This is a genomic window from Pseudomonas sp. TH15 (genome assembly GCF_016651105.1).
Taxonomy (GTDB): domain Bacteria; phylum Pseudomonadota; class Gammaproteobacteria; order Pseudomonadales; family Pseudomonadaceae; genus Aquipseudomonas.
Genome location: NZ_JAEKEL010000002.1, coordinates 109,878 through 131,928 on the forward strand (window position 1 = coordinate 109,878; position 22,051 = coordinate 131,928).

The following is a 22,051-nucleotide window of genomic DNA, read 5'->3' on the forward strand; positions in this document are numbered from 1 at the left end:
AGACAGGATGCCCAGTCGCATAAAGGACTATTTAATTGCCTTGAGTGCCAGTCTGTTGCTGAGCACCAACGCCTTCGCCGTGCTCTCGACCACCCCGCACTATTCGCTGCTCAGCCGCTCGGCAAGCGAATCAGTGCCGGTGACGCTGCAACCGTCTCAGCAGCAATGGCTACAGACTCGTAGCGAACTGATACTGGGCACATCTGCTCCCGATTATCCGCCCTTCGACATGACAGTCAGCGGTCGTGATTACGAGGGTCTGACCGCTGACTATGCAGGTTTCCTGAGCATCGCCACAGGTTTGCCTGTGCGCATTGAGCGTTTCCCTTCCCGCGATGCTGCCATTCGCGCGCTGGTCGACGGGCAAGTCGACATGCTCGGTACGGCCAACGGCTACGAGGCCCGCAACGCTAACCTCGCGCTTTCCGTTCCCTACGCCACCGATCAACCCGTCCTTGTCACCCGCGAGGGGGAAACCCGATCGCTGACCGACGGCCTCGCCGGGCTGCGACTGAGCATGGTGTATCACTATTTACCGCGCGAGGAAGTGAAGGCGCTGTACCCGAAAGCGATCATCACCGACTACCCCTCCTACCAGAATGCAATCAATGCAGTGGCCTTCGACCAGGCTGATGTCTTTCTCGGCGACACCATTTCAACCCACTACATGATCAACAAGGGTTACCTGAACAACGTCCGCATGGCCAACTTCGGTAAACACGAAGCCCACGGCTTCAGCTTCGCGGTGCACAAGGACAACCCGGATCTGTTACAGATCATCAACGCGACGCTCAAGGCCGTCCCCACCAGCGAGCGGGAAAGCATCGCCAAGCGCTGGAGTGCCGGCAGCGACATTCTCCTCACCGATCACAAGCTGCAACTGACTGAACGCGAACAACGCTGGCTGGCAAAACACCCGGTGGTGCGTGTGGTGGTCAACGAGGCGTTTGCGCCGCTGACGTTTTTTGACAGCAACGGAAACTTTCGCGGCGTCACCGCCGACCTTCTCGAACTGATCCGCTTGCGTACCGGTTTGCGCTTTGACATCCAGCGCAGCCGCGGCGACAACCAAATGATCGCCCTGGTCAAAGACAATCAGGCCGACTTGATCGCCGCGCTGCTCCCCAGCGCGCAACGCGAGACCCAACTGAACTTCAGCCGCCCCTACCTGGAAAACTCTTTTGTCCTGCTGACGCGTAAATCCGCCGACAGCGCGACAAACCTCGGTCAGCTCAAAGGCAAGCAAGTGGCGATCGCGCAAGGCAATCCGATGGTCGAGTACCTGCGCCGGGACTTTCCGAGGATTAATCTGATCGAAACGGCGGACACCTTCAGCGCGGTCTCGTTGCTGGCTGAAGGTCATGTCGATGGCGCCGTGAACTCGCTGGTAATCGCCAATTACTTCATCTCGTCACGCATCTTCGACCGTGCGCTGCAGATCACCACCACCATCGGCACTGGTCAGGCGGCCTTTTCACTGGCCACTGCGCGCGACAATACCGAACTGAGTTCAATCATCAACAAGGCCTTGCTGAGCATCGCGCCTGAAGAACTCGGTGTCATCAATGGCCGCTGGCGCGGTTATTCAACCGCCGCCCAGAACACCTGGCGCAATTACCAGCGCCTGTTCTATCAAGTGATTATTGGCGCCTGCCTGGTTCTATTGCTGTTGCTCGCCTGGAATGCCTACATGCGCCGACAGATCAAACAACGTCGGGCCGCCGAGCGGGCGCTGAACGATCAGTTCGAGTTCATGCGTTCACTGGTCAACGGCACGCCACATCCGATCTACGTTCGCGACCGCCAGGGCCTGCTACAGAGCTGTAATGACAGCTATCTTGAGGTCTTCAACACCAGACGCGAAGACGTCATTGGCAAAAGCGTAATGGACGGCACCCTGAGCAACGCCTTCGAAGCCCAGGCGTTTCAAGCGGATTACCAGCGCGTAGTGGCCGAAGGGATTCCGCTGTTACTCGACCGCCCGCTGCACATTGGCGGCCGCCGGCTGACGATCTATCACTGGATCCTGCCCTATCGCGATTCGAGTGGTGAAGTGCAAGGCATTATCGGCGGCTGGATCGACATTAGTGAACGGCGACAACTGTTCGATAAGTTGCGCGCGGCAAAAGAACAGGCCGATGAGGCAAACAGGGCCAAGAGCACCTTTCTGGCCACCATGAGCCACGAAATCCGCACGCCGATGAACGCAGTGATTGGCATGCTTGAATTGACCCTCAAACGCATGGATCAGGGTCATCTGGATCGTTCGTCCATCGAAACCGCGTACTACTCGGCGAAGGACTTGCTGGAGTTGATCGGCGACATTCTCGATATAGCGCGGATCGAATCAGGGCGCCTGAGCCTGAGCCCGGAGCGCGTCAACCCGGGTGAAATCGTGGCCTCGGTGGTGAGGATTTTCGACGGCCTGGCCCGGCAAAAAAATCTTCGCCTGCTGCTGGAGTTCAATCCGCCGCAGCCGCCCGTGGATGTGATGCTGGACCCACTGCGCTTCAAGCAGGTGCTGTCCAACCTGGTCAGCAATGCCATCAAGTTTACCGAGCAGGGTCAGGTCAAAATTAGCGTCGACTTGCTTCCTGACGATGAGCCTGGACGTACGCAGATGCAGGTGCAGGTACACGACAGTGGTGTCGGCATCAGCGAACAGGATCAGCAGCGGCTGTTTGAACCCTTCGCCCAGATTGACAACAACGGGCAGTTGGCCCGGGGCGGCGCAGGGCTCGGTCTGGTCATCAGTCGCAGTTTGTGCGAAATGATGGGGGGCAGCCTGCAACTGAGCAGCCAGCCGGGGGTTGGTACTCAGGTCAACGTTTCACTGCACTTGGCGACGCTGCCGCGCGAGCTGGCACCAGACCGGGTCGAACCACACATCCCCACCAGCGACGCGCCCTTGAACGTGCTGGTGGTCGACGATCATCCCGCCAACCGCTTGCTCATGTGCCAACAACTGGAATACCTCGGGCATCGTTTTACCGGTGCCTGCGATGGCCAGGCGGGACTGGAAGCCTGGACGCACGAAGCCTTCGATCTGGTGGTGGTTGATTGCAACATGCCCATCATGAATGGCTACGACCTGGCCTGCGCCATTCGCCTGCTGGAACAGCAACAGCACCGCCCTCCCTGTACCGTGCTGGGTTTTACCGCCAACGCACAGCCGGAAGAAATACACCGCTGCAAGCAAGCCGGAATGAACGATTGCCTGTTCAAACCCTTGAGCCTGGCTGCGTTGAGCCAATGGGTCGAAAGCGTGACACCGGCATCGACACCTGCCGCATTCAATCTGCAAAGCCTGAACATGCTCACCGGCGGCAACCCCGAGCAGAGCCGACGGCTGTTGGTTGAATTATTGAAAAGCAGCCGCCTCGATCGCGAGGAACTGCTCGCGCTGTCGCCACAAAATGATTGCCAGGCATTGGTCGTGGTTGCCCACAAGATCAAGGGGGCCGCACGCATCGCCCAGGCCTCGCGGGTGATCGAGTGCTGCGAAGCCCTTGAGCAAGCCTGTACGCAAACGCTGGCAAAAGAAGAGATCGCCCGTCGTTGCGCCGCCAGTAATCAGGTGATGCTCGAACTGGAGCACGCCCTGCAGCAACAATTGGATTTAACCGACCAAGGCAGAATGACTGTGCCTTAACTATGCTTGGACGCTGAGCAGTGCGTTAACCACTATGGAGAGACCAGCGATGCCCAGCCCACTGCGCCCGGATCAACGCCGGTTTCCCCTGCACGTCCATATCAGCGTCATGTTCACGTTCCTGTTGTTACTGACCGGCGTGGTGCTGGGGATTTTCAATTACCGACAAACCACGCAGATCATTCTTTCCAGCAGTGAAAAGCTCTTCAATCGCATCGAGCAGGATGTACGCCTGGACCTGCAAACCACCTATGAACCCATTCGCCACCTACTAAGCCTGTTGGCCGATCTGCCGGCCACCCAGGCCCCGGCTCTTGAACCACGGCGGGCATTGCTCAAGCCGTTCAGCCAATCGCTCAAGGACAACCCCGACCTGGCTTCGCTGTACCTGGGCTACGGCAATGGCGATTTCTTCATGGTTCGGCCGCTGCGCACCGATGCCCTCAAGACGCTCCTCAAGGCCCCGGATACCGCGGCCTATCAGGTCTGGAGCATCGAACACGACGCCGAGGGTCAAGCACACTCGCAAACACTGTTTTTCGATCAATCACTGACCCCCATCAGCCGCCTGGACAACCCTGAAGATACCTACGATCCACGCAGCCGTGCCTGGTTTATCAGCGCTCGGCAGCAATCCGAACAGATCACCACCGAACCGTACGTATTTTTCTCGACCCACAATGTCGGCACCACCCTTGCCCGACGCAGCGGCGACAACGCCGTCATCGGCGCCGACCTGACGCTGCAAGCGCTGTCCGCGACCCTGAGCAAACACGTGGTGACGCCGGCCACCGAAATTGCCCTGTTCAACGCTGACGGCAATGCCGTGGCCTACCCCGACAGCAGTCGACTGATTGTCGATGACCGCACCGCGCGGCTGGCCAAAGTCACCGACCTGAGCCCGAGCCTGCACGCATTGCTGTCCGGCGAGCAGAGGGGCAATCGCCTGGAGGTTGACGGCCGGCAGTGGATCTTTGCCCGCAGCAGCATGCAGGAAGGTGGCCCCCAGGGCTTGCAATTGGCACTGCTGGTGCCTGAAGACGAGTTACTCGTCGATGCCTATCGCATGCGCTGGCAAGGCGCTCTGATCACCCTGGCCACTTTGCTGCTGTGCCTGCCGCTGGGCTGGCTGACGTCGCGAATTCTGGTCAATCCCCTGCATGCCTTGGTGAAGGAAGCCGATGCAATTCGCAGTTTCGATTTCAACTTTCCGGTGAGCCGCCGCTCGCCAGTGCTGGAAGTCGATCAGTTGAGCGTGTCGATGGCGCGGATGAAGGACACCCTGGGGAGTTTTTTCCAGATCACCGACAGCCTGTGTGCCGAAACCCGCTTCGCGCCGTTGCTGCAGCGAGTGCTGTTTGAAACGGTAAAAATCGCCCAGGCCCAGGCCGGTCTGATCTACCTGCGCGAAGGCGACGGTGATCGAATTGAACCCCATGGCCTGGTCATCAATGGCCTGTCCCAGGCCTTGCCGTCGTTTGATATTCAAGGGCATGAACTGCAAAACCCACAGAACCCAGCGTGGTTACAACGGCTGGCGAATACCGAGAACGTGGTTGCCAGCCTGGGTTTCGAACAGGCCGGGGATTTGCAGAAGGTGCTGCTCGCGATGGAGAGCCCGCGGGTGCACCTGATCGGTATTCGATTGCGCAACCGGCATAACGAAACCGTGGGCTTGCTGGTTCTGCTGCTGGCCGACAGCGGCAGCCAAAGCGACCTGGAAAAACTTCGACCGGATCGCATTGCGTTTCTTCAAGCGGTGTCCGGCGCCGCAGCGGTGAGTATCGACAGCCAACGTCTGCAGGCGAAACAAAAACAACTGCTCGATTCCTTCATTCAACTGCTGGCCGGCGCGATCGACGCCAAGAGCCCCTACACCGGCGGCCATTGCCAGCGGGTGCCGGCGCTGACCCTGATGCTCGCCCAGGCGGCTGCGGCCAGTCAGGCCCCGGCCTTCAGCGGCTACCATCCCACCGAAGATGAGTGGGAAGCCTTGCACATTGCGGCCTGGCTTCACGATTGCGGCAAGGTCACAACGCCCGAGTATGTGGTCGACAAGGCCACCAAACTGGAAACCCTGAACGATCGCATCCACGAAATTCGAACCCGCTTCGAAGTGCTCAAGCGCGATGCCTGGATCAACTATTGGCAGGCCATCGCCCTGGGTGGCGACGAGCAGCACCTGGCCGAACTACGCAATGCCGTGCTGGCGGGGCTGGACGATGACTTCACCTTTGTCGCCCGCTGCAATCTGGGCAGCGAAGCCATGGCCGAAGCCGACCTCAAGCGCCTGAACACCATCGCTCAACAGACCTGGACCCGAACCCTGGATGATCGACTGGGGGTTTCCTGGGAAGAGAACCGTCGTCAGGCGCGCACCCCGGCGTCGACACTGCCGGTCAGTGAACCGCTGCTGGCGGACAAACCCGAGCAACTGTTCGAACGCGCCGAAGGCGAACTGATCCCGGCCGACAATCCCTGGGGCTTCAAACTTGATGTGCCGCGCTACAAATACAATCGCGGCGAGCTCTACAACCTGAGCATTCCCCGGGGCACCCTGACACGCGAAGAGCGCTACATCATCAATCACCACATGGTGCAGACGATCCTGATGCTCAGCCACCTGCCCTTTCCAGGCCATCTCAACAACGTTGCCGAGATCGCGGGCGGCCACCATGAAAAAATGGACGGCACCGGTTATCCCAAACAGTTGAAGCGCGACGACATGAGCCTGCCGGCTCGGATGATGGCAATTGCCGATATTTTCGAGGCGCTGACGGCGGCAGATCGCCCCTACAAAAAGGCCAAGTCCTTGAGCGAAGCGTTGGGCATCATGGCCACGATGTGCCGTGACGCCCATATCGATCCGCAATTGTTCGAGCTGTTTATCAACGAAGGCGTGTACATGCAATACGCCCTGCGCTTTCTCGATCCACAGCAGATTGATTCGGTGGATTCGGCCAGCCTGTTGCACAAGGCTGGCCTCACGGCCTGATCAGCAATCAGTCAGTCGCAGGAAAATAGCTGCCAGTTGTTCGATGCCAGCCTGATCATCGGTGGTAAAACGCGCCAGTTTCGGGCTGTCCAGATCCAATACGCCGATCAGTCGACCGTCCTTGATCAAGGGCACCACCAACTCACTGTTCGACGCGCTGTCGCAGGCGATGTGCCCTGGAAACGCGTGAACGTCTTCGACGAGTTGAGTCTGCAAGGTCGCCGCAGCAGCCCCGCACACGCCCCGGCCAAACGGAATTCGCACACAGGCGATCTGACCCTGGAATGGGCCAAGCACCAGTTCTTCGTTGCGATTGAGGTAAAAACCGGCCCAGTTCAGGTCATCGAGCTGGTTAAACAGAAACGCCGAAAACTGCGCCGCGTTGGCGATGAAATCCCGCTCGTCCGCCAACAGCGACTCCAACTGCGCCCAGAGCATGCCGTAGCCTTCGAGGCCCTGGCCGCTCTTTTGTAAATCGATCATGCCTTGTGCTCCAACAGCTTGAGCCCGACCCAATAGCGAGCAAATTGATAGGCGCAACGTCCATTGCGATTACCCCGGCCAGTGGCCCAACGGACCGCGAGGATGTCCAGCTCTTCAGTGCGCTGCCAGGCCAGGCCGGCCTTGTCGGCCAATTGCCCGATCCAGTGCTCGACGACGTTGAGGAAGTGTTCCTGGGTAAACGGATAGAACGACAGCCACAGACCGAAACGATCCGACAGTGCAATCTTGTCCTCGACGGCCTCACTTGGGTGAAGCTCACCATCAACGCGTTTCCAGTTCTCGTTGTCGCTTTCCTTTTCCGGCACCAGGTGGCGACGGTTGGAAGTGGCGTACAGCAGAACATTGTCCGGCGCCTGTTCAAGGGAGCCGTCGAGCACGCTCTTGAGCACGCGGTAGTCGCCCTCGCCCGACTCGAACGACAGGTCATCGCAGAACAGCACGAAACGCTGAGGGAATTTGGCGATCTGCTCGACGATACGCGGCAAGTCCGCCAGGTGATCGCGTTCGATCTCGATCAAGCGCAAACCGGCCTCGGCGTGTTCGGCGAGCAACGCGCGAACCAGCGACGATTTACCGGTGCCACGCGAACCCCAGAGCAACGCGTGGTTGGCCGGCATGCCGTCGAGGAACTGTTGGGTGTTGCGCCCCAGTTGTTCAACCTGGCGGTCGACACCGATCAAGTCGGTCAAACGGGTGTCGAGGCTGACTTGCAGCGGCAGCAGAAAACCGCTGCGGCCCTCACGCTGCCAGCGCGCGGCCAGGCAGTGCGCCCAGTCGATAGTTTGTCTCGGTGCCGGCAACAGCGGCTCGATTCGGGCCAGAACGGCATCGGCGCGTTCAAGAAAAGCATTCAATCGGGAATCCACGTCTTCTCCTCGGGCACGTTTCACAGTAATGATGGCGACAAGAGCAACCCAACACAGTGTTCAATAACCGGCCCATCGTTGAATCTTGGGGCCGGGGAACATCGGTATCCCTGCATGATCGACTATGCTGGAGCAGCGAAGGGAAACGGAAGTGGTTCAACACCCAATGGATATCAAGTTCACCCACCGGCTTTCTTACAAGCAAGCCCGGCTTACTGTGCTGGTCGGTTTCATATTGGGCACATTGCTCAGTCTGGTGCAAATAGGCATCGATTATGCCAGCGAAGACGCCTCCATCAACCGCGAAATACTGTCTTTGCTGGAAATCAGCCATAACCCGGCGTCACGTATCGCCTACAACATCGACGCCGAACTCGCCCAGGAATTGACCATGGGCTTGCTGCGCTCACCAGCGATCATCAGCGCGCAATTGACCGACAACAACAATACCGTGCTGGCCAGCGTCAAACGCCAGGGCATGGAAAGCGGTTATCGGGTGATCAGCGACTTCCTGTTCGGCGCCAACCGCCAGTTCGAAGATCGCCTCTTCCTCGACCACTTGCCCGACGAATCCCTCGGCACCCTGCAGCTGGAGGTCGACACCTATTCCTTCGGTAGCCGCTTCCTGCGCCGGGCCGAAGTGACATTGCTCAACGGTTTCGCCCGCAGCCTGATCCTGACCGGCATCCTGCTGGCGCTGTTTTACGTGATGCTGACCAAGCCACTGGTACGGGTCATCCGCGAACTCAGCGGCCGCGATCCACGTAGCGCGGAGCCGACATGGCTGGAGTACCCGGCGGGGCATGAAAACGATGAAATCGGTGTGCTGGTCAAAGTGGCCAATCAACAGTTCGAAAACATCGCCACGGAAATCCAGCAACGGCGCAATGCTGAAAACCGCCTGACCGACTACCTCGAGCAACTGGAAAATATAGTCTCGGCCCGCACCGCCGAACTCAAGGCCATCAACACCCGGCTCAGTCAGTCCAACGAAGAACTGGAAGTCGCCCGCCAAACGGCCCTGGACATGGCCGAAGCGCGCTCGGCGTTCCTGGCCAATATGAGCCATGAAATCCGCACGCCGCTCAACGGCCTGCTGGGAATGATCGCCCTCTCGCTCGACGGCCCGCTCAATGCCGAGCAACAGCAACAACTGTCCATCGCCCATGACTCGGGCAAAGTACTGGTGGAACTGCTCAACGATATTCTCGACCTGTCGAAATTCGATGCCGGCCAGCTGGAGCTCGAACACATTCCGTTCGACCTTGGCTCGCTGATCGAGGACACCGCCAACCTGCTGTCCCAGAATGCCGCGCCCAGCGTCGAACTGGCCTGCCTGATCGATCCGCAGTTTCCGGCGCTGGTACTGGGCGACCCGACCCGCGTCCGGCAGATTGTCAGCAACTTGCTGTCCAACGCCCTCAAATTCACCCGTTTCGGGCGGGTCGATGTGCGTCTTTCAACGTTCGAGGATGGTGTGCGCATTGAAGTGTGCGACACCGGCATCGGGATCGCCCAGGACGCGCAGGTCAAAATCTTCCAGCCCTTCACCCAGGCCGGCGCCGGCATTACCCGGCAATTCGGCGGCACCGGGCTGGGCCTGGCGCTGACCTACAACCTCTGCGAAGCGATGCAGGGGCGTCTGACGATCAGTTCCGAGGCAGGTTTCGGCAGTCAGTTTTGCGCCGAACTACCGCTGCCCTGCCATACCCGCGCTGTCGCCCCGGCGGCGCTGCGCGGAAAAGTTCTGGCGATTACCGCTGGCAGCAGCGGTTTGGCGGAGTTGCTGAAGAGCCTATTGCCCGGCTGGGGACTCGAGTATGAGCAACGTACCATCGACGACTCATTGCTTGGCCTGACTCCCGACGTGCTGATTACCGACTGTCCCGAATGCCTGTTCGGGCTGCGACCGACGCTTGGCGCGCCCATTCTGCTGGTAACCGCCTACGGCAGTTTTCTGCCCAGCGAAGAGGCGGCAGCCCTTGCGCCGCTGCAACAACAGGCACGACCGCTGGCACGAAACGCGCTCTATCAGAACTTGCGGCGCACCTTGCAACCGGACCTTGCCACCATCAATGCTACACAACTTGAAAGCCCACCCTCGACAAGACGCGGTCGGGTGCTGCTGGTGGAGGACAACCCGGTCAATCAGTTGGTGGCCAAAGGCATGCTCGGCAAGCTCGGTTGCGAGGTGATTGTCGCCGCCCACGGCGCCGAAGCCCTGGATCAACTTGAGCTGGGGGAATTCGACCTGGTGCTGATGGACTGCAACATGCCGGTGATGGACGGCTATGAAGCCAGTCGGCACATCCGCCGCAGCGGGCGCTGGCCACAATTGCCGATCGTCGCCCTGACCGCCAACGCCATGTCCGAAGAACGCGAGCGCTGTCGGGTGGCGGGCATGAGCGACTACCTGGCCAAACCCTTTCGACGAGAGGAACTGGCCGCTTTGCTCGACCAGTGGATACCGGCTAGGACAGCGCTTTGATCTGCCCCAACAACTGATCAAGGCCATCGCGCAGTTCATTCAGGCGATTCAGGTCCACACCGCTGTCGCACAGGAGGCGCGCCTTCAGCGGCCCGACCTGCTCGCGCAAGGCCAGGCCGGCTGGCGACAGGCTCAAGTGCACTTCCCGCTCATCTCGCGCCGAACGCTGACGCTGGACCAGTTGCAACTGCTCAAGCCGCTTGAGCAACGGCGTGAGCGTGCCGGAGTCCAGCGCCAGGCGTTCGCCCAAGGCCTTGACGGTCGGTTGCTCCGGGGCCGCTTCCTGCCATTCCCACAACACCAGCATCGCCAGGTATTGCGGGTAGGTCAGGCCGAGCTTATCGAGCATCGGCTTGTAGCCACGAATCACCGCCCGGGACGCGGCATACAGCTTGAAGCAGAGCTGGCTGTCGAGCTTCAGGGAGTCGGCGGACACGGTGTTCATTTGAGCAAGGCTTCGATCTCGGCGCTCAAATCCTGCGGCTTGGTCGCCGGGGCAAAGCGCTTGACCATTTGGCCGTCCTTGCCGATCAGGAACTTGGTGAAGTTCCACTTGATGCCCTGGGAACCCAGCAGGCCTGGTGCACGTTTTTTCAGTTGAACGAACAGCGGATGGGCGTCAGAGCCGTTGACGTCGATTTTTTTGAACAGCGGAAAGCTGACGCCGAAGTTCAACTCGCAGAATTCGGAAATCGCCCCTTCGTTACCGGGTTCTTGCTTGCCGAACTGGTTGCAGGGAAAGCCGAGCACTACCAGGCCTTGATCCTTGTAGGTCTGCCACAGCTCTTCCAGACCTTTGTATTGCGGGGTAAAGCCGCACTTGCTCGCGGTATTGACCACCAGCACCGCTTTGCCGGCGAAGTCGGACAGGGTCTTTTGTTCACCCTTGATGGTGGTGACCGGGATGCTCAGCAGGTTGTCGCTCATGATTCGGGCTCCAGATGTAGGAAGAAGCACTGAACATAGCGAGCAATTGAATTGTGTGCAATTTAATAAATCAATAGTCGATTACCTGTAGGAGCGAAGCTTGCTCGCGAAGAGGGACTGACATTCAACATTGATGTTGACTGAAAATCCGCCTTCGCGAGCAAGCTTCGCTCCTACAGGGCTCGCATTACGAGCGCGGAACGAGGTCCAGGCACACCGAGTTGATGCAGTAACGCAGGCCGGTCGGTGGCGGGCCGTCCGGGAATACATGCCCCAGGTGCGCATCGCAGGTGGCGCAGACTACTTCGGTGCGAATCATGCCGTGGCTGACATCGCGGATCTCGACCATCGCACTGTCGCCAATCGGCGCGTAGAAGCTCGGCCAGCCACAGCCGGAATCAAACTTGGTTTTCGAATCGAACAACGGCTCGTTGCAGCAGATGCAGTGGTAAACGCCGTCAGTCTTGGTGCCGTTGTACTTGCCGGAGAACGGTCGTTCGGTGCCTTTGAGGCGACAAACGTTGTATTGCTCCGGATCGAGCATGGCCTTCCATTCTTCCAGGGTTTTTTCCAACTTTTCCATCGTCACACCTCAGCAGCTGAAAAAGCCCGATCTGTACCTTTTCCACGGATCGGGCGGCACGTATGATTGCGCCTCGTCAAACGCCAGTCTGGCAGCCAGACCACGCGCATTCAAACGGATTTATGGGTGCTGCCTCTCAAGGCGTCAGGCCTGTGTGATTACGCAGGATTCCCAGTACGGTAGTTCATACGCCGCCTGGATCGTTCATTTTCGGGAACACATCGCCATGCAGGTCAGCAAATCGAACAAGCTCGCCAACGTCTGCTACGACATTCGCGGCCCAGTGCTCAAGCACGCCAAACGCCTGGAAGAGGAAGGCCATCGCATCCTCAAGCTGAACATCGGCAACCCGGCGCCCTTTGGTTTCGAAGCGCCGGATGAAATTCTCCAGGACGTGATCCGTAACCTGCCGACGGCCCAAGGCTACAGCGACTCCAAGGGTCTGTTCAGTGCGCGCAAGGCCGTCATGCAGTATTACCAGCAGAAGCAGGTCGAAGGCGTCGGCATTGAAGACATCTACCTGGGCAACGGCGTTTCCGAACTGATCGTGATGTCGATGCAAGCGTTGCTCAACAATGGCGACGAAGTACTGGTGCCGGCTCCCGACTACCCTCTGTGGACCGCCGCAGTCAGCCTGGCGGGCGGCAACCCGGTGCACTACTTGTGCGATGAGGGCGCCGACTGGTTCCCGGACCTGGCCGACATCAAGGCCAAGATCACCCCGAACACCAAGGCCCTGGTGATCATCAACCCGAACAACCCGACCGGCGCGGTGTACTCCAAAGAAGTCTTGCTGGGCATGCTCGAATTGGCCCGCTCGCACAACCTGGTGGTGTTCTCCGACGAGATCTACGACAAGATCCTCTACGACGACGCCGTGCACATCTGCACCGCCTCCCTGGCGCCGGACTTGCTGTGCCTGACCTTCAACGGTCTGTCCAAGTCCTACCGCGTCGCCGGCTTCCGCTCCGGCTGGATCGCCATTTCGGGCCCGAAACACCACGCCCAGAGCTACATCGAAGGCATCGACATGCTGGCGAACATGCGCCTGTGTGCCAACGTGCCGAGCCAGCACGCGATCCAGACCGCACTGGGTGGCTACCAGAGCATCAATGACCTGGTGCTGCCTCAGGGTCGCCTGCTGGAACAGCGCAACCGTACCTGGGAATTGCTCAACGACATTCCGGGCGTGAGCTGCGTCAAGCCGATGGGCGCGCTGTATGCCTTCCCGCGAATTGACCCGAAAGTCTGCCCGATTCACAACGACGAGAAATTCGTCCTCGACCTGCTGCTCTCCGAGAAGCTGCTGGTGGTTCAAGGCACGGCTTTCAACTGGCCATGGCCGGATCACTTCCGCGTCGTCACCCTGCCCCGGGTCGATGAACTGGATCAGGCCATCGGCCGGATCGGCAACTTCCTCAAGACCTACCGTCAGTAAGCTGACGTTCACCGTGCGACCCGGGTCGCACGGTGATTAATTCAGCAACACATCTCTGCACCCTGCCGCACATCTTTGTTGCCATCGCTGCCTGGTGACCGGTTTCGTGCGCGCGTCCAACAAAGACAGGGGCCACACAGTCAATCGACTGACAAACCCTTCCTGCGTCCACGCCGGAAATGCCCTGCATACAGCTAAACTATTGCTGTAGGACACAGTTTGAAATAGTCACTCGGTTGAATAGCACCGTGCAGCACCTTATATACCCCGCAGTACGCTACATCTTTAGCATGAGGAGATTTCTACAACCATGATGCGCATCCTGCTGTTTTTGGCCACTAACCTGGCGGTCGTGCTGATTGCCAGCATCACCCTGAGCCTTTTCGGCTTCAACGGGTTCATGGCGGCCAACGGGGTTGATCTCAACCTCAATCAGCTGCTGATTTTCTGTGCGGTCTTTGGTTTCGCCGGTTCCCTGTTCTCGCTGTTCATCTCCAAGTGGATGGCGAAGATGAGCACCAGCACCCAAATCATCAGCCAGCCGCGCACCCGTCACGAACAATGGCTGCTGCAAACCGTTGAGCAACTGTCTCGCGAAGCCGGGATCAAGATGCCCGAAGTCGGGATTTTCCCGGCCTACGAGGCTAACGCCTTCGCTACTGGCTGGAACAAGAACGACGCGTTGGTTGCGGTCAGCCAAGGCCTGCTCGAGCGGTTCTCGCCGGATGAAGTCAAAGCCGTCCTGGCCCACGAAATCGGGCACGTGGCCAATGGCGACATGGTCACCCTGGCGTTGATCCAGGGCGTGGTGAACACCTTTGTGATGTTCTTCGCGCGGATCATCGGCAACTTTGTCGACAAGGTGATCTTCAAGAACGAAGAAGGCCAGGGAATCGCCTACTACGTGGCGACCATCGTCGCCGAACTGGTGCTGGGTATCCTCGCCAGCTCGATCGTCATGTGGTTCTCGCGTAAACGCGAGTTCCGTGCCGACGAAGCCGGTGCACGCCTGGCCGGCACCAGCGCGATGATCGGCGCCCTGCAACGCCTGCGAGCCGAACAAGGACTGCCGGTGCACATGCCGGACACCTTGAACGCCTTCGGCATCAACGGTGGCGTCAAACAAGGGTTCGCCCGGATGTTCATGAGCCACCCACCGCTGGAAGAGCGTATTGACGCGCTGCGTCGCCGCGGTTGATTGCATGGTTTAAAGGTTCAGCCGTAGAAAACAAAAATGCCCGTATCTCGCGATACGGGCATTTTTTTGTCCGAAGCTCGGGATCAGCCGGCGATGGCGCGGTCTGCTGAAAGCTTGCCGGCGCCTTCGATCAGCACCGCGATGCTGCCACCGAGCAAAGCCAGGGCAAACTCGTAGCCATTGTTGGCCAAGAACAGACCGTTATGGATGTGCACCGAGAAGATCGCCACCAGTGAGAGGAAGGTCAGCCCCAGTGCCGCCGGACGAACCAGCAAACCGATGATCAAGGCCAGACCAGCGAAGAATTCCGTACCACCCGCCAGGATCGCCATCAGGTGACCCGGTGCAAGGCCAAGGCTTTCCATGTACTGCGCGGTGCCGGCAATCCCGTAACCACCGAACATTCCGAAGAGCTTCTGCGAACCGTGAGCCGCGAAGATAATGCCGACGAAAATACGCAGAACAGTCAGGCCGTAGCCAGCGCGGGTAAACAGTACCTTGTTGATCAGAGTGCTCATGCTGTGTCATCCATTGTGAGTATGTGTGTTGGTTGGCCGCCATATTAATCTGAAAATCGAATGATAAAAGCGGAAATATCCCACCATAACAATCAGCTTAGTCGATCATTTCCGAGAGACCACTTTTTGCCCTTTAGGCTCCAACGACTCCCGCTCCCGATCAAACGCCAAGTAATACTTGTTCACGCTATTAACATAGCTGACGGCGCTCATCCCCACTTGCTCCATGGCAATGCGCTCGACCTGAAAGAACCACTGATTAGGGTTCAAACCCCGTCGCCGGGCCTCAGCACGCATGCCCTGAACCCGTTCCGGCCCCATGTTGTACGCCGCCAGCACGAACGCCATCCGTTCGCGCTCGTTGAGTTTGGGGCTGGAGAAGAATTTTCGGCGGATCATCGCCAGGTACTTGGCCCCTGCCTGCACATTGGCGTCGAGGTTCTGCACATTGTTGACCCCGACCCGCTGTGCCGCCGACGGGGTGATCTGCATCAAGCCAGTGGGGCCACCGCCACTGCGGGCCTCGGGTTGCAGCGCCGACTCCTTAAACGCCAACGCCGCCAGGTTCAACCAGTCCATGCCTTGGGCATCAGCGTGTTTTTGCAACACCGGCCGGAGTTTTTCCAGCCGCTCCCGATCGGCCTTCGCCAACGGATAGTGCACTTGATACAGGCGCCGGTAGATCCGCAGAAACGCCACGTCCTCATCCGACGGTTTCTTGTAGGTGGTCAGGAAGCGATCAATGCTCGCCCGCAACATCGAGGCATCGCGGCGCACGAACCAGTATTCCTCGCCGGGCGCACCGATCAGCACCTGCCGATCAAACCGCAGCTTGGGCAGAATCTTGCCCCAGCGCTCGGCGATCGGCTGCTCGACGATGGTCAGGTGGAAGATGCCACCCTGGACCATCTCCAGCACGTCCTCAACCGCCAGGCTCGGGTCGACCCACTCAACCTTTACCGGTGCCAGTTTGTGCAAGGCGAGCTTTTGATTGATCTGACTGACCGCGTCCCCGGCCGCACTGCCCGTGGGCAATGCCAGGGTTTTGCCAGAGAGTTGTTCGAGATGGGTGTAACGTCGTTCACCCTTGATGCCGACCAGGATCAGCGGCACGTTGCTGGCAATCGGTTCGCTGGTACTCACGGCGTGGCCGGATTGCGGATCGAGCAATTCCCCGGGAGCCACCAGATCGCCCTCGCCGCGCTGCAACGCGCCGAGCAGTTGATCCTTGGCTTTGGGGATGATCTTGAGGGTGATTTCCTGGCCGTCACGTGCGTGGCCATTGAGGTATTGCTCGAAGGCCCGCAGGCGATGGTACTCGACACCGATGGCCTGGCCCTCAACTTCACCGGAGCTGTTACGGCTCTGATTGACCAGGACCTTCAGCACGCGGCTGCTGCGGATTGCCGCCAGATCGCGGACCTGGGTGGACGGCACGGCTTGCAGCGGCCCGGCGAGGCGCGCAACCGCCGGCATCGGCAGCAGCAACGAACAACACAGCAGTAGCAAAACCGAGGGACGTGTCATCCACTCTCCGGAAAGAATACTGGTCCGGCTTCAGGGTAAATTCCGTGAAGCAAAACGACAGAAACAGAGCGCCTGGAGCGCTGGCAAAGTGCGAAAGACTGGCACAGTGATGGCAGTTTCACCAACCCGACCTGTCTCGCGGCATCAAAAGACAGCTTTAACTCGTTGTAGTTCTTGGCTTTTCTTATAAATCTACAGCTCTGATATGCTTTCCGGCCTTTGGTCCGAGGTAGCACCATGCAACTCATCGATATCGGCGTCAACCTGACCAACCCCAGTTTCGACGATAAACACCAGGCCGTACTCGACCGCGCCTACGCTGCCGGGGTCTGCCAATTGGTGCTCACCGGGACCAGTGTCGACGGCAGCGAACAGGCTCTGGAACTGTGCCGGCAACTGGACGAAAGCGCGCAACGGCTGTTCGCCACCGCCGGCATTCACCCGCACTCCGCCAGCGACTGGAATGCCGATAGCGAGCGGCGCCTGCGCAGTTTGCTCAAAGAGCCGAACATGGTGGCCGTGGGCGAATGCGGGCTGGATTTCAATCGCGACTTCTCGCCGCGTCCGCAACAGGAAAAGGTCCTCGAAGAACACCTGGCCATGGCGGTCGAACTGCAATTGCCGGTGTTCCTCCATGAACGCGATGCCAGTCAGCGCTTGCTCGAAATCCTGCGCGACTACCGTGATCAGTTGCCAGCCGCCGTGGTGCATTGCTTCACCGGCGAAAAGAAAGCGCTGTTCAGTTACCTCGACCTGGATTTGCACATCGGCATCACTGGCTGGATCTGTGATGAACGACGGGGCACGCACCTGCATCCGCTGGTGAAAGAGATCAAGCGCGGACGCTTGATGCTGGAGAGTGATGCACCGTACTTGCTGCCGCGCAGTCTAAGGCCCAAGCCAAAGAACGGGCGCAACGAGCCGGCTTATCTGACCGAGGTGTTGCGCGAAGTGGCGTTGCATCGCGAGGAAAGTGAAGAAGACCTGGCGGCTCATACCACTGCTTGCGCCCGGGCATTCTTCGGCCTGCCTACGTTCCCCCAGTAACACCTAAATCCCCTGTGGGAGCGTGGTGGTTGTTGACCTGCATCAACGTCCGAATCCCTGCATAGCGGCACAATGATGGCACCTTGCCAATGCTGTTTCCGCTATCAGAGAAGACCTCCTATGGGTGCCTGGCTTAGCAACATCTCGCTGAAATACAAATTCTGGGCGGTCAATGCGGTCGCCTTCGTCACCACCCTGCTGTTGGTGTTGTACGCCGTACAACTTGAACAGCAAGCCCGCAGCCATGCATCCCAGGCATCGGCTCAGGCTCAGGCACGTTTGCTCAACGCCTGGCCTGCCGGGCAGCCGCTGCCCCAGGCTGACAACGTACTGACCTTCAGTCACGGCCAGGCACCACGGATCAACGATCAACCAGTGCTGGAACTGACCGACACCAATGGCTGGGTCGATATCAACCGCATGCCGCTGTTCGGCGACAACCCGTTGATGGGCGCCGAGGTGTTCAGCCGCGCCGACGGCCAGCAAATCGCAGTGATCGCTTACGGCCCGAGCCTGACCCAAGTGTTCGGCGAACGTTTCTTCAACTATGCGATGGCGGTGGCGATCCTGATGCTGGCGATGCTCGGTGCTTCGCAGTTGTTGATCCGTTTCTTGCTCAGCCAGCTCAATACCTTGAAAGACGTGATGCTGCACGTCGAGAAAACCGGCGACCTGTCGGCCCGCGTGCCACTGGCCTGCAAGGATGAAGTCGGGCAGATGGCCAACGCCTTCAACGCCATGCAGGCCGGTTATCAGCGGGTGGTCAACACCGTCGCCAACACCGCCCGGCAACTGGATGTCGGCGCGGCACGGCTGGCGTCGAGCATGAATGAAGTGCGCCACGGCATGCTCGGCCAGCAAAGCGAAACCGATCAAGCCGCCACCGCCATCAACGAAATGACCGCCACGGTTTATCACATCGCCCAGCATGCCGGCGCCACCCGCGACCTCTCGCAAAGCGCCGACACCCTGGCCGGCAGCGGCCAGGAAGTGGTCAGCCGAGTGCAGAAGTCGATTGCCGGATTGTCCAGCGGCGTGCAGCAGACCGCCGAGATGATCCAGCGCCTGGCCGAGGACAGTCAGAAGATCAATGGCGTGGTCAGCGTGATTCACAGCATTGCCGAGCAAACCAACCTGCTGGCGCTCAACGCGGCCATCGAAGCGGCGCGGGCCGGAGAAATGGGCCGCGGCTTTGCGGTGGTCGCCGATGAAGTACGCAACCTGGCCAAGCGCGTGCAAACCTCGACGGATGAAATCACGCTGATGGTTGCTGCCTTGCAGGCCGGGACCCGAGACGCCGTGGACTTCATGCAGGAGAGCTCGTTCAAGGCCGACGATTGCGTCCAGCAGGCTCAGGAAGCCGGGGCAGCCTTGGCGCAAATCACCAGCGCGGTGGCGCAGATGCGTGAAAGCAATACGCAGATCGCAGTGGCCGCCGAGCAGCAGAGCCATGTGGCCGAAGAGATGAATCGGGCGGTGGTGAGCATTCGTGACGTGACCGAGAACACGGTGCAACAGACGGTGGATTCAGCGACCACCAGTAATGAGTTGGCGACGTTGGCTGGGGAGTTGAGCAAGGCTATCGGGCAGCTAAAGCTTTAAAGTCAAAAGATCGCAGCCTTCGGCAGCTCCTACATTGGATCGGCGTACACCTGTAGGAGCTGCCGAAGGCTGCGATCTTTTTTGCCCATTACACCTATCGAGTCAATAGCCAACCTTGATTCGCCGCCCACCCCTGCCCCGCCTATTCTTCAAGCATGTGTTCAACATGTATCGAGGAGTTTCAACATGGGCAAACGTCATCCTAACCTTCCAGCCTGGCAATGGAAGTCGCACCCGCAAAATGACCAACACGCAACCCATCATGCTTTGAATCTGATCGCCGTTGCGCTGGTCATCATCGGGTTTCTGCTGCTCGTTTCAGGCGTTTTCAGCCTGAGCCCGATCAATGTCGTGATTGGCGCCATCGGTGTGTTCGCCGCGCTGGGTATTCAGCGCCGCGGTCACAGCCTGAAGGCGTGAGTCTGAGTGATGTCGTGCTTGCTGGCCGATCAATTCCTGACGTTCTCAGCGGTGGCGGGTGGCGCGCTTGGTGTAAGAAGCGCCACCCTTGCTGAGTCAGGCAAAAATCGTCACGGTCTGCCGGCTCATGGCAATCAACTGACCGTCTGTGCTCCACAGTTTCGCCGCCGCATGCCCATAGCCATCTGCAGCATATTCGATGTCCACCAGGTACTTGCACCAGTCCAGCGTACTCAACGCCAGCAACGGCTGGACGAATTCGATGGTCCAGGTCAGCGTACTGCCCGCCGCCGGTTTGTTCAGGTGCGGCAGCAAGGCCGGTGGCCAGGCGTCGACCAGCGCGAGGATATACGCCTCGCTGAGCGGCTCGTCCTTCACATCCCCGCGCAAGCGCACCCAACCGCCCATGTCCCGGGATTTGTTCCCGGTGAACGGCAACCCACCGACGCTCCAGCGCATCGCCAGATGTTTCATGAACTCCGGGGTCACGCCTTTGATGTAGGGCAGTTCCTGGCATTCGTCCCAGTGTTTCATCTCGGGCGCAGATTGCGCCGTCACCGCCACTTCGGACGGTCGCGAGGCACCGAAACTGCCCTGGACCAGTGTCACCACCTGACCTTTCTGCATCACCCGGCCCAGCACTTGGCTGACGGCCTTGCCTTCGCGCAACACGTCGACTTCAAAACTGACCGGCACATCGGGTTCTACCGGGCCGACAAAAGTGATCGCCAGCGAACGCACTGGCCGATCCGCCGGGACTTTTGCGCGCATGGCTTCGTACTGCAACGCGGCGACCAGGCCACCAAAACTGGCACGGCCCTGGCCCCATTCGGCGGGAATCGACAGCGCCTGCGGCTGGCTGCGGACAGCGTCGAGCAGATCGGAAAATCGCATGAAAACCTCAGAACGCGGAAAAGGATGAAGGGATCTTAACCAGCCTCTGAGGGCGGCACAGCGCTTATTCCGGCCAAAAGCACTGACAGATCAGACACCACCGTGCCTTTGTCGAAGCAGAGCATGCTCGCGAAGACGGACCATCAGACAAGATCTTCATCGACTGATACGCCGCTTTCGCGAGCAAGCTCTGCTCCTACAAGGGAGGTGTGGTGCTCAGGATTTGAAACAGCTTGAACTGAGCTTTTCGAGGACGCGATCGGCTTTGATTTCAGCCTTGATCATGGTCGCTTTCCAAGTGGCGACGCACGGCAGCAGGTCAGTTTCCAGTTGGGCCCTGGCCAGCCATTGCCAGCAGTCGTGCCAATCGCCCAACGCACCTTGCGCGGACTTCAAACGTGGCAACGCTGCTTCCGGCAGCCGATCCAGTTCGGGATAGGCTTCGATGCCATAGCGCACACGCTTGATCAGCAAGCGCAGGCGATGACGGTCGTGGGCGGGATCGTGCAACGCCTGGTCGAGTTTCTTCCATTGTTTGCCGAGACGTTTTTCGATGCGTTTACCCAAGCCATTGAGCAATCCTTGGCGCTGCGAGGCGCGCAGAAAACGTGGAAAAGCGTCGAGAATCATCAGCAGCGAAGCCACTTCGGCACTCGCTGCCAGCGCCGGATAGGCCTCGGCCATCTGCGCCATACGCCGTTGCGCGGCTTGCGGCTGTTGGTGTTCAAGCAAATACGCCGCGAGCACTTCGCGATCGCGCCACGGCGTGGTCAACTGACCGACCGCCGACGCCGCCTCTTCCAGTTGCTCGACACCGGGCAAGCCGCGCAACGGCCGCAGCAGACTGCGCAAGCGCCGCACCGTGGTACGCAAATCGTGCAGCGCCTCAGGGTCGGTGCGCGCCGTCAACCGCGCCTGACAGGCCAGCAGGCGCACTTCAATGCTCAGAACATGAGCCACCAAGCGGTCAACCAACGCAGACATCACTTGCTCCTGATTCAAATGACTTGGGGGATGAGTCTGGCGCTGCGAACATCCAGCATCCTTGCTTCAGATCAGCAGCTTAGCGCCCGGCCCGGGATTCGCGAATATAGAAACGCGCTTTCTCGGCTTTACTGCTGCAGCCTTCAAAGCCCTCGAATTGCTGCTGGGTCTTGGCCGCCGTCAACAACGACAGGGCTTTGGAGTAACTGACGGTGCCGGCAAAGCCTTCGGCCTTGGCCAGATCCAGCTCATGCCAGGCCGCATCAATCTGGCTGCCACAACTGTCACGGTACGCAGTTTTCCCAGCACAACCGGCCAGCGCCAGGGCAATCAAAGGCACACAGATCCAGGCTTTCATCGATAACACCTCAAAGATAAATAAACAGTCGTGCAGGTAAGACGTTTGGG

At 59.3% G+C, this 22,051-nt stretch carries 17 protein-coding genes and 1 pseudogene; 8 read left to right on the plus strand and 10 right to left on the minus strand.

Features of this window, described 5'->3' with window-relative positions:
- The first annotated feature begins 7 nt into the window (after positions 1-7).
- The gene (locus JFT87_RS24280; RefSeq protein ID WP_201205520.1) at positions 8-3,652 is read left to right on the plus strand and encodes a transporter substrate-binding domain-containing protein; all 3,645 of its coding nucleotides are present in this window, start codon (positions 8-10) and stop codon (positions 3,650-3,652) included.
- A gap of 49 nt (positions 3,653-3,701) precedes the next feature.
- The gene (locus JFT87_RS24285) at positions 3,702-6,647 is read left to right on the plus strand and encodes an HD domain-containing phosphohydrolase (protein ID WP_201205522.1); all 2,946 of its coding nucleotides are present in this window, start codon (positions 3,702-3,704) and stop codon (positions 6,645-6,647) included.
- Here JFT87_RS24285 and JFT87_RS24290 read toward each other — a convergent pair whose 3' ends face one another.
- Both JFT87_RS24290 and JFT87_RS24295 read right to left on the minus strand, forming a co-directional pair.
- Positions 6,648-7,130 (minus strand): GAF domain-containing protein, encoded by a 483-nt coding sequence (locus JFT87_RS24290; protein WP_201205524.1) that lies wholly within the window; start codon positions 7,128-7,130, stop codon positions 6,648-6,650.
- Positions 7,127-8,017, minus strand: a complete 891-nt coding sequence (locus tag JFT87_RS24295; protein ID WP_201191251.1) for an ATP-binding protein — start codon at positions 8,015-8,017, stop codon at positions 7,127-7,129. The genes JFT87_RS24290 and JFT87_RS24295 overlap by 4 nt, the downstream gene beginning before the upstream one ends.
- A gap of 166 nt (positions 8,018-8,183) precedes the next feature.
- Here JFT87_RS24295 and JFT87_RS24300 point away from each other — a divergent pair, with 166 nt between their 5' ends.
- A complete protein-coding gene (locus JFT87_RS24300) occupies positions 8,184-10,505 on the plus strand; it encodes a hybrid sensor histidine kinase/response regulator (RefSeq protein ID WP_201205526.1) in 2,322 nt (773 codons plus the stop codon).
- On the opposite strand, the gene JFT87_RS24305 is transcribed toward JFT87_RS24300, so the two are convergent.
- The 3 genes from JFT87_RS24305 to msrB form a co-directional block, all read right to left on the minus strand.
- Positions 10,489-10,950 (minus strand): MarR family winged helix-turn-helix transcriptional regulator, encoded by a 462-nt coding sequence (locus tag JFT87_RS24305; protein ID WP_201205528.1) that lies wholly within the window; start codon positions 10,948-10,950, stop codon positions 10,489-10,491. The two genes, JFT87_RS24300 and JFT87_RS24305, sit on opposite strands and share 17 nt — an antisense overlap.
- Positions 10,947-11,432: a glutathione peroxidase gene (locus JFT87_RS24310; protein ID WP_201205531.1), complete on the minus strand. Its 486-nt coding sequence runs from the start codon at positions 11,430-11,432 to the stop codon at positions 10,947-10,949. Before JFT87_RS24310 ends, JFT87_RS24305 begins: the two co-directional genes overlap by 4 nt.
- A 187-nt stretch (positions 11,433-11,619) precedes the next feature.
- Positions 11,620-12,015 carry a peptide-methionine (R)-S-oxide reductase MsrB gene (msrB, locus tag JFT87_RS24315; RefSeq protein WP_201205533.1) on the minus strand — a complete coding sequence of 132 codons (396 nt, stop codon included), beginning with the start codon at positions 12,013-12,015 and terminating at the stop codon, positions 11,620-11,622.
- A 226-nt stretch (positions 12,016-12,241) separates the two neighbouring features.
- On the opposite strand from msrB, the gene JFT87_RS24320 reads away from it, so the two are divergent.
- Both JFT87_RS24320 and htpX read left to right on the plus strand, forming a co-directional pair.
- Positions 12,242-13,453, plus strand: a complete 1,212-nt coding sequence (locus JFT87_RS24320; protein ID WP_054052048.1) for a pyridoxal phosphate-dependent aminotransferase — start codon at positions 12,242-12,244, stop codon at positions 13,451-13,453.
- A gap of 310 nt (positions 13,454-13,763) precedes the next feature.
- On the plus strand, positions 13,764-14,651 hold the full coding sequence (gene htpX / locus JFT87_RS24325; protein WP_201205535.1) for a protease HtpX: 888 nt from the start codon (positions 13,764-13,766) through the stop codon (positions 14,649-14,651).
- Positions 14,652-14,734: 83 nt separating this feature from the next.
- Here htpX and JFT87_RS24330 read toward each other — a convergent pair whose 3' ends face one another.
- Positions 14,735-15,169 carry a DoxX family protein gene (locus tag JFT87_RS24330; protein ID WP_201205537.1) on the minus strand — a complete coding sequence of 145 codons (435 nt, stop codon included), beginning with the start codon at positions 15,167-15,169 and terminating at the stop codon, positions 14,735-14,737.
- 105 nt (positions 15,170-15,274) lie between these two features.
- Positions 15,275-16,696: a transglycosylase SLT domain-containing protein gene (locus JFT87_RS24335; RefSeq protein ID WP_201205539.1), complete on the minus strand. Its 1,422-nt coding sequence runs from the start codon at positions 16,694-16,696 to the stop codon at positions 15,275-15,277.
- Between the two features lie 237 nt (positions 16,697-16,933).
- On the opposite strand from JFT87_RS24335, the gene JFT87_RS24340 reads away from it, so the two are divergent.
- From JFT87_RS24340 to JFT87_RS24350, 3 genes and pseudogenes are all read left to right on the plus strand, one after another.
- Complete coding sequence (locus tag JFT87_RS24340) at positions 16,934-17,743, plus strand: TatD family hydrolase (RefSeq protein ID WP_201205541.1); 810 nt, start codon at positions 16,934-16,936, stop codon at positions 17,741-17,743.
- A 120-nt stretch (positions 17,744-17,863) separates the two neighbouring features.
- Positions 17,864-19,345, plus strand: coding sequence for a methyl-accepting chemotaxis protein (locus JFT87_RS24345; RefSeq protein WP_201205543.1), 1,482 nt, complete (start codon positions 17,864-17,866; stop codon positions 19,343-19,345).
- Positions 19,346-19,531: 186 nt separating this feature from the next.
- Positions 19,532-19,860: pseudogene (locus JFT87_RS24350) on the plus strand (terminase).
- Position 19,861: 1 nt separating this feature from the next.
- On the opposite strand, the gene JFT87_RS24355 reads toward JFT87_RS24350, so the two are convergent.
- From JFT87_RS24355 to JFT87_RS24365, 3 genes are all read right to left on the minus strand, one after another.
- The gene (locus tag JFT87_RS24355; RefSeq protein ID WP_201205545.1) at positions 19,862-20,659 is read right to left on the minus strand and encodes an acyl-CoA thioesterase; all 798 of its coding nucleotides are present in this window, start codon (positions 20,657-20,659) and stop codon (positions 19,862-19,864) included.
- Positions 20,660-20,875: 216 nt separating this feature from the next.
- The gene (locus JFT87_RS24360; protein WP_201205547.1) at positions 20,876-21,643 is read right to left on the minus strand and encodes a CHAD domain-containing protein; all 768 of its coding nucleotides are present in this window, start codon (positions 21,641-21,643) and stop codon (positions 20,876-20,878) included.
- Between the two features lie 79 nt (positions 21,644-21,722).
- Complete coding sequence (locus JFT87_RS24365) at positions 21,723-22,001, minus strand: hypothetical protein (protein WP_201205549.1); 279 nt, start codon at positions 21,999-22,001, stop codon at positions 21,723-21,725.
- Between the last annotated feature and the right edge of the window lie 50 nt (positions 22,002-22,051).

Bases quoted from the DNA above. Each gene is read 5' to 3' on its own strand.
- JFT87_RS24360 (WP_201205547.1), bottom strand. From the start codon at position 21,643: ATGTCTGCGTTGGTTGACCGCTTGGTGGCTCATGTTCTGAGCATTGAA.
- JFT87_RS24290 (WP_201205524.1), bottom strand. From the start codon at position 7,130: ATGATCGATTTACAAAAGAGCGGCCAGGGCCTCGAAGGCTACGGCATG.
- JFT87_RS24365 (WP_201205549.1), bottom strand. From the start codon at position 22,001: ATGAAAGCCTGGATCTGTGTGCCTTTGATTGCCCTGGCGCTGGCCGGT.
- JFT87_RS24330 (WP_201205537.1), bottom strand. From the start codon at position 15,169: ATGAGCACTCTGATCAACAAGGTACTGTTTACCCGCGCTGGCTACGGC.
- htpX (WP_201205535.1), top strand. From the start codon at position 13,764: ATGATGCGCATCCTGCTGTTTTTGGCCACTAACCTGGCGGTCGTGCTG.
- JFT87_RS24340 (WP_201205541.1), top strand. From the start codon at position 16,934: ATGCAACTCATCGATATCGGCGTCAACCTGACCAACCCCAGTTTCGAC.
- JFT87_RS24305 (WP_201205528.1), bottom strand. From the start codon at position 10,950: ATGAACACCGTGTCCGCCGACTCCCTGAAGCTCGACAGCCAGCTCTGC.
- JFT87_RS24345 (WP_201205543.1), top strand. From the start codon at position 17,864: ATGGGTGCCTGGCTTAGCAACATCTCGCTGAAATACAAATTCTGGGCG.
- JFT87_RS24310 (WP_201205531.1), bottom strand. From the start codon at position 11,432: ATGAGCGACAACCTGCTGAGCATCCCGGTCACCACCATCAAGGGTGAA.
- JFT87_RS24320 (WP_054052048.1), top strand. From the start codon at position 12,242: ATGCAGGTCAGCAAATCGAACAAGCTCGCCAACGTCTGCTACGACATT.
- msrB (WP_201205533.1), bottom strand. From the start codon at position 12,015: ATGGAAAAGTTGGAAAAAACCCTGGAAGAATGGAAGGCCATGCTCGAT.
- JFT87_RS24355 (WP_201205545.1), bottom strand. From the start codon at position 20,659: ATGCGATTTTCCGATCTGCTCGACGCTGTCCGCAGCCAGCCGCAGGCG.
- JFT87_RS24335 (WP_201205539.1), bottom strand. From the start codon at position 16,696: ATGACACGTCCCTCGGTTTTGCTACTGCTGTGTTGTTCGTTGCTGCTG.
- JFT87_RS24300 (WP_201205526.1), top strand. From the start codon at position 8,184: ATGGATATCAAGTTCACCCACCGGCTTTCTTACAAGCAAGCCCGGCTT.
- JFT87_RS24280 (WP_201205520.1), top strand. From the start codon at position 8: ATGCCCAGTCGCATAAAGGACTATTTAATTGCCTTGAGTGCCAGTCTG.
- JFT87_RS24285 (WP_201205522.1), top strand. From the start codon at position 3,702: ATGCCCAGCCCACTGCGCCCGGATCAACGCCGGTTTCCCCTGCACGTC.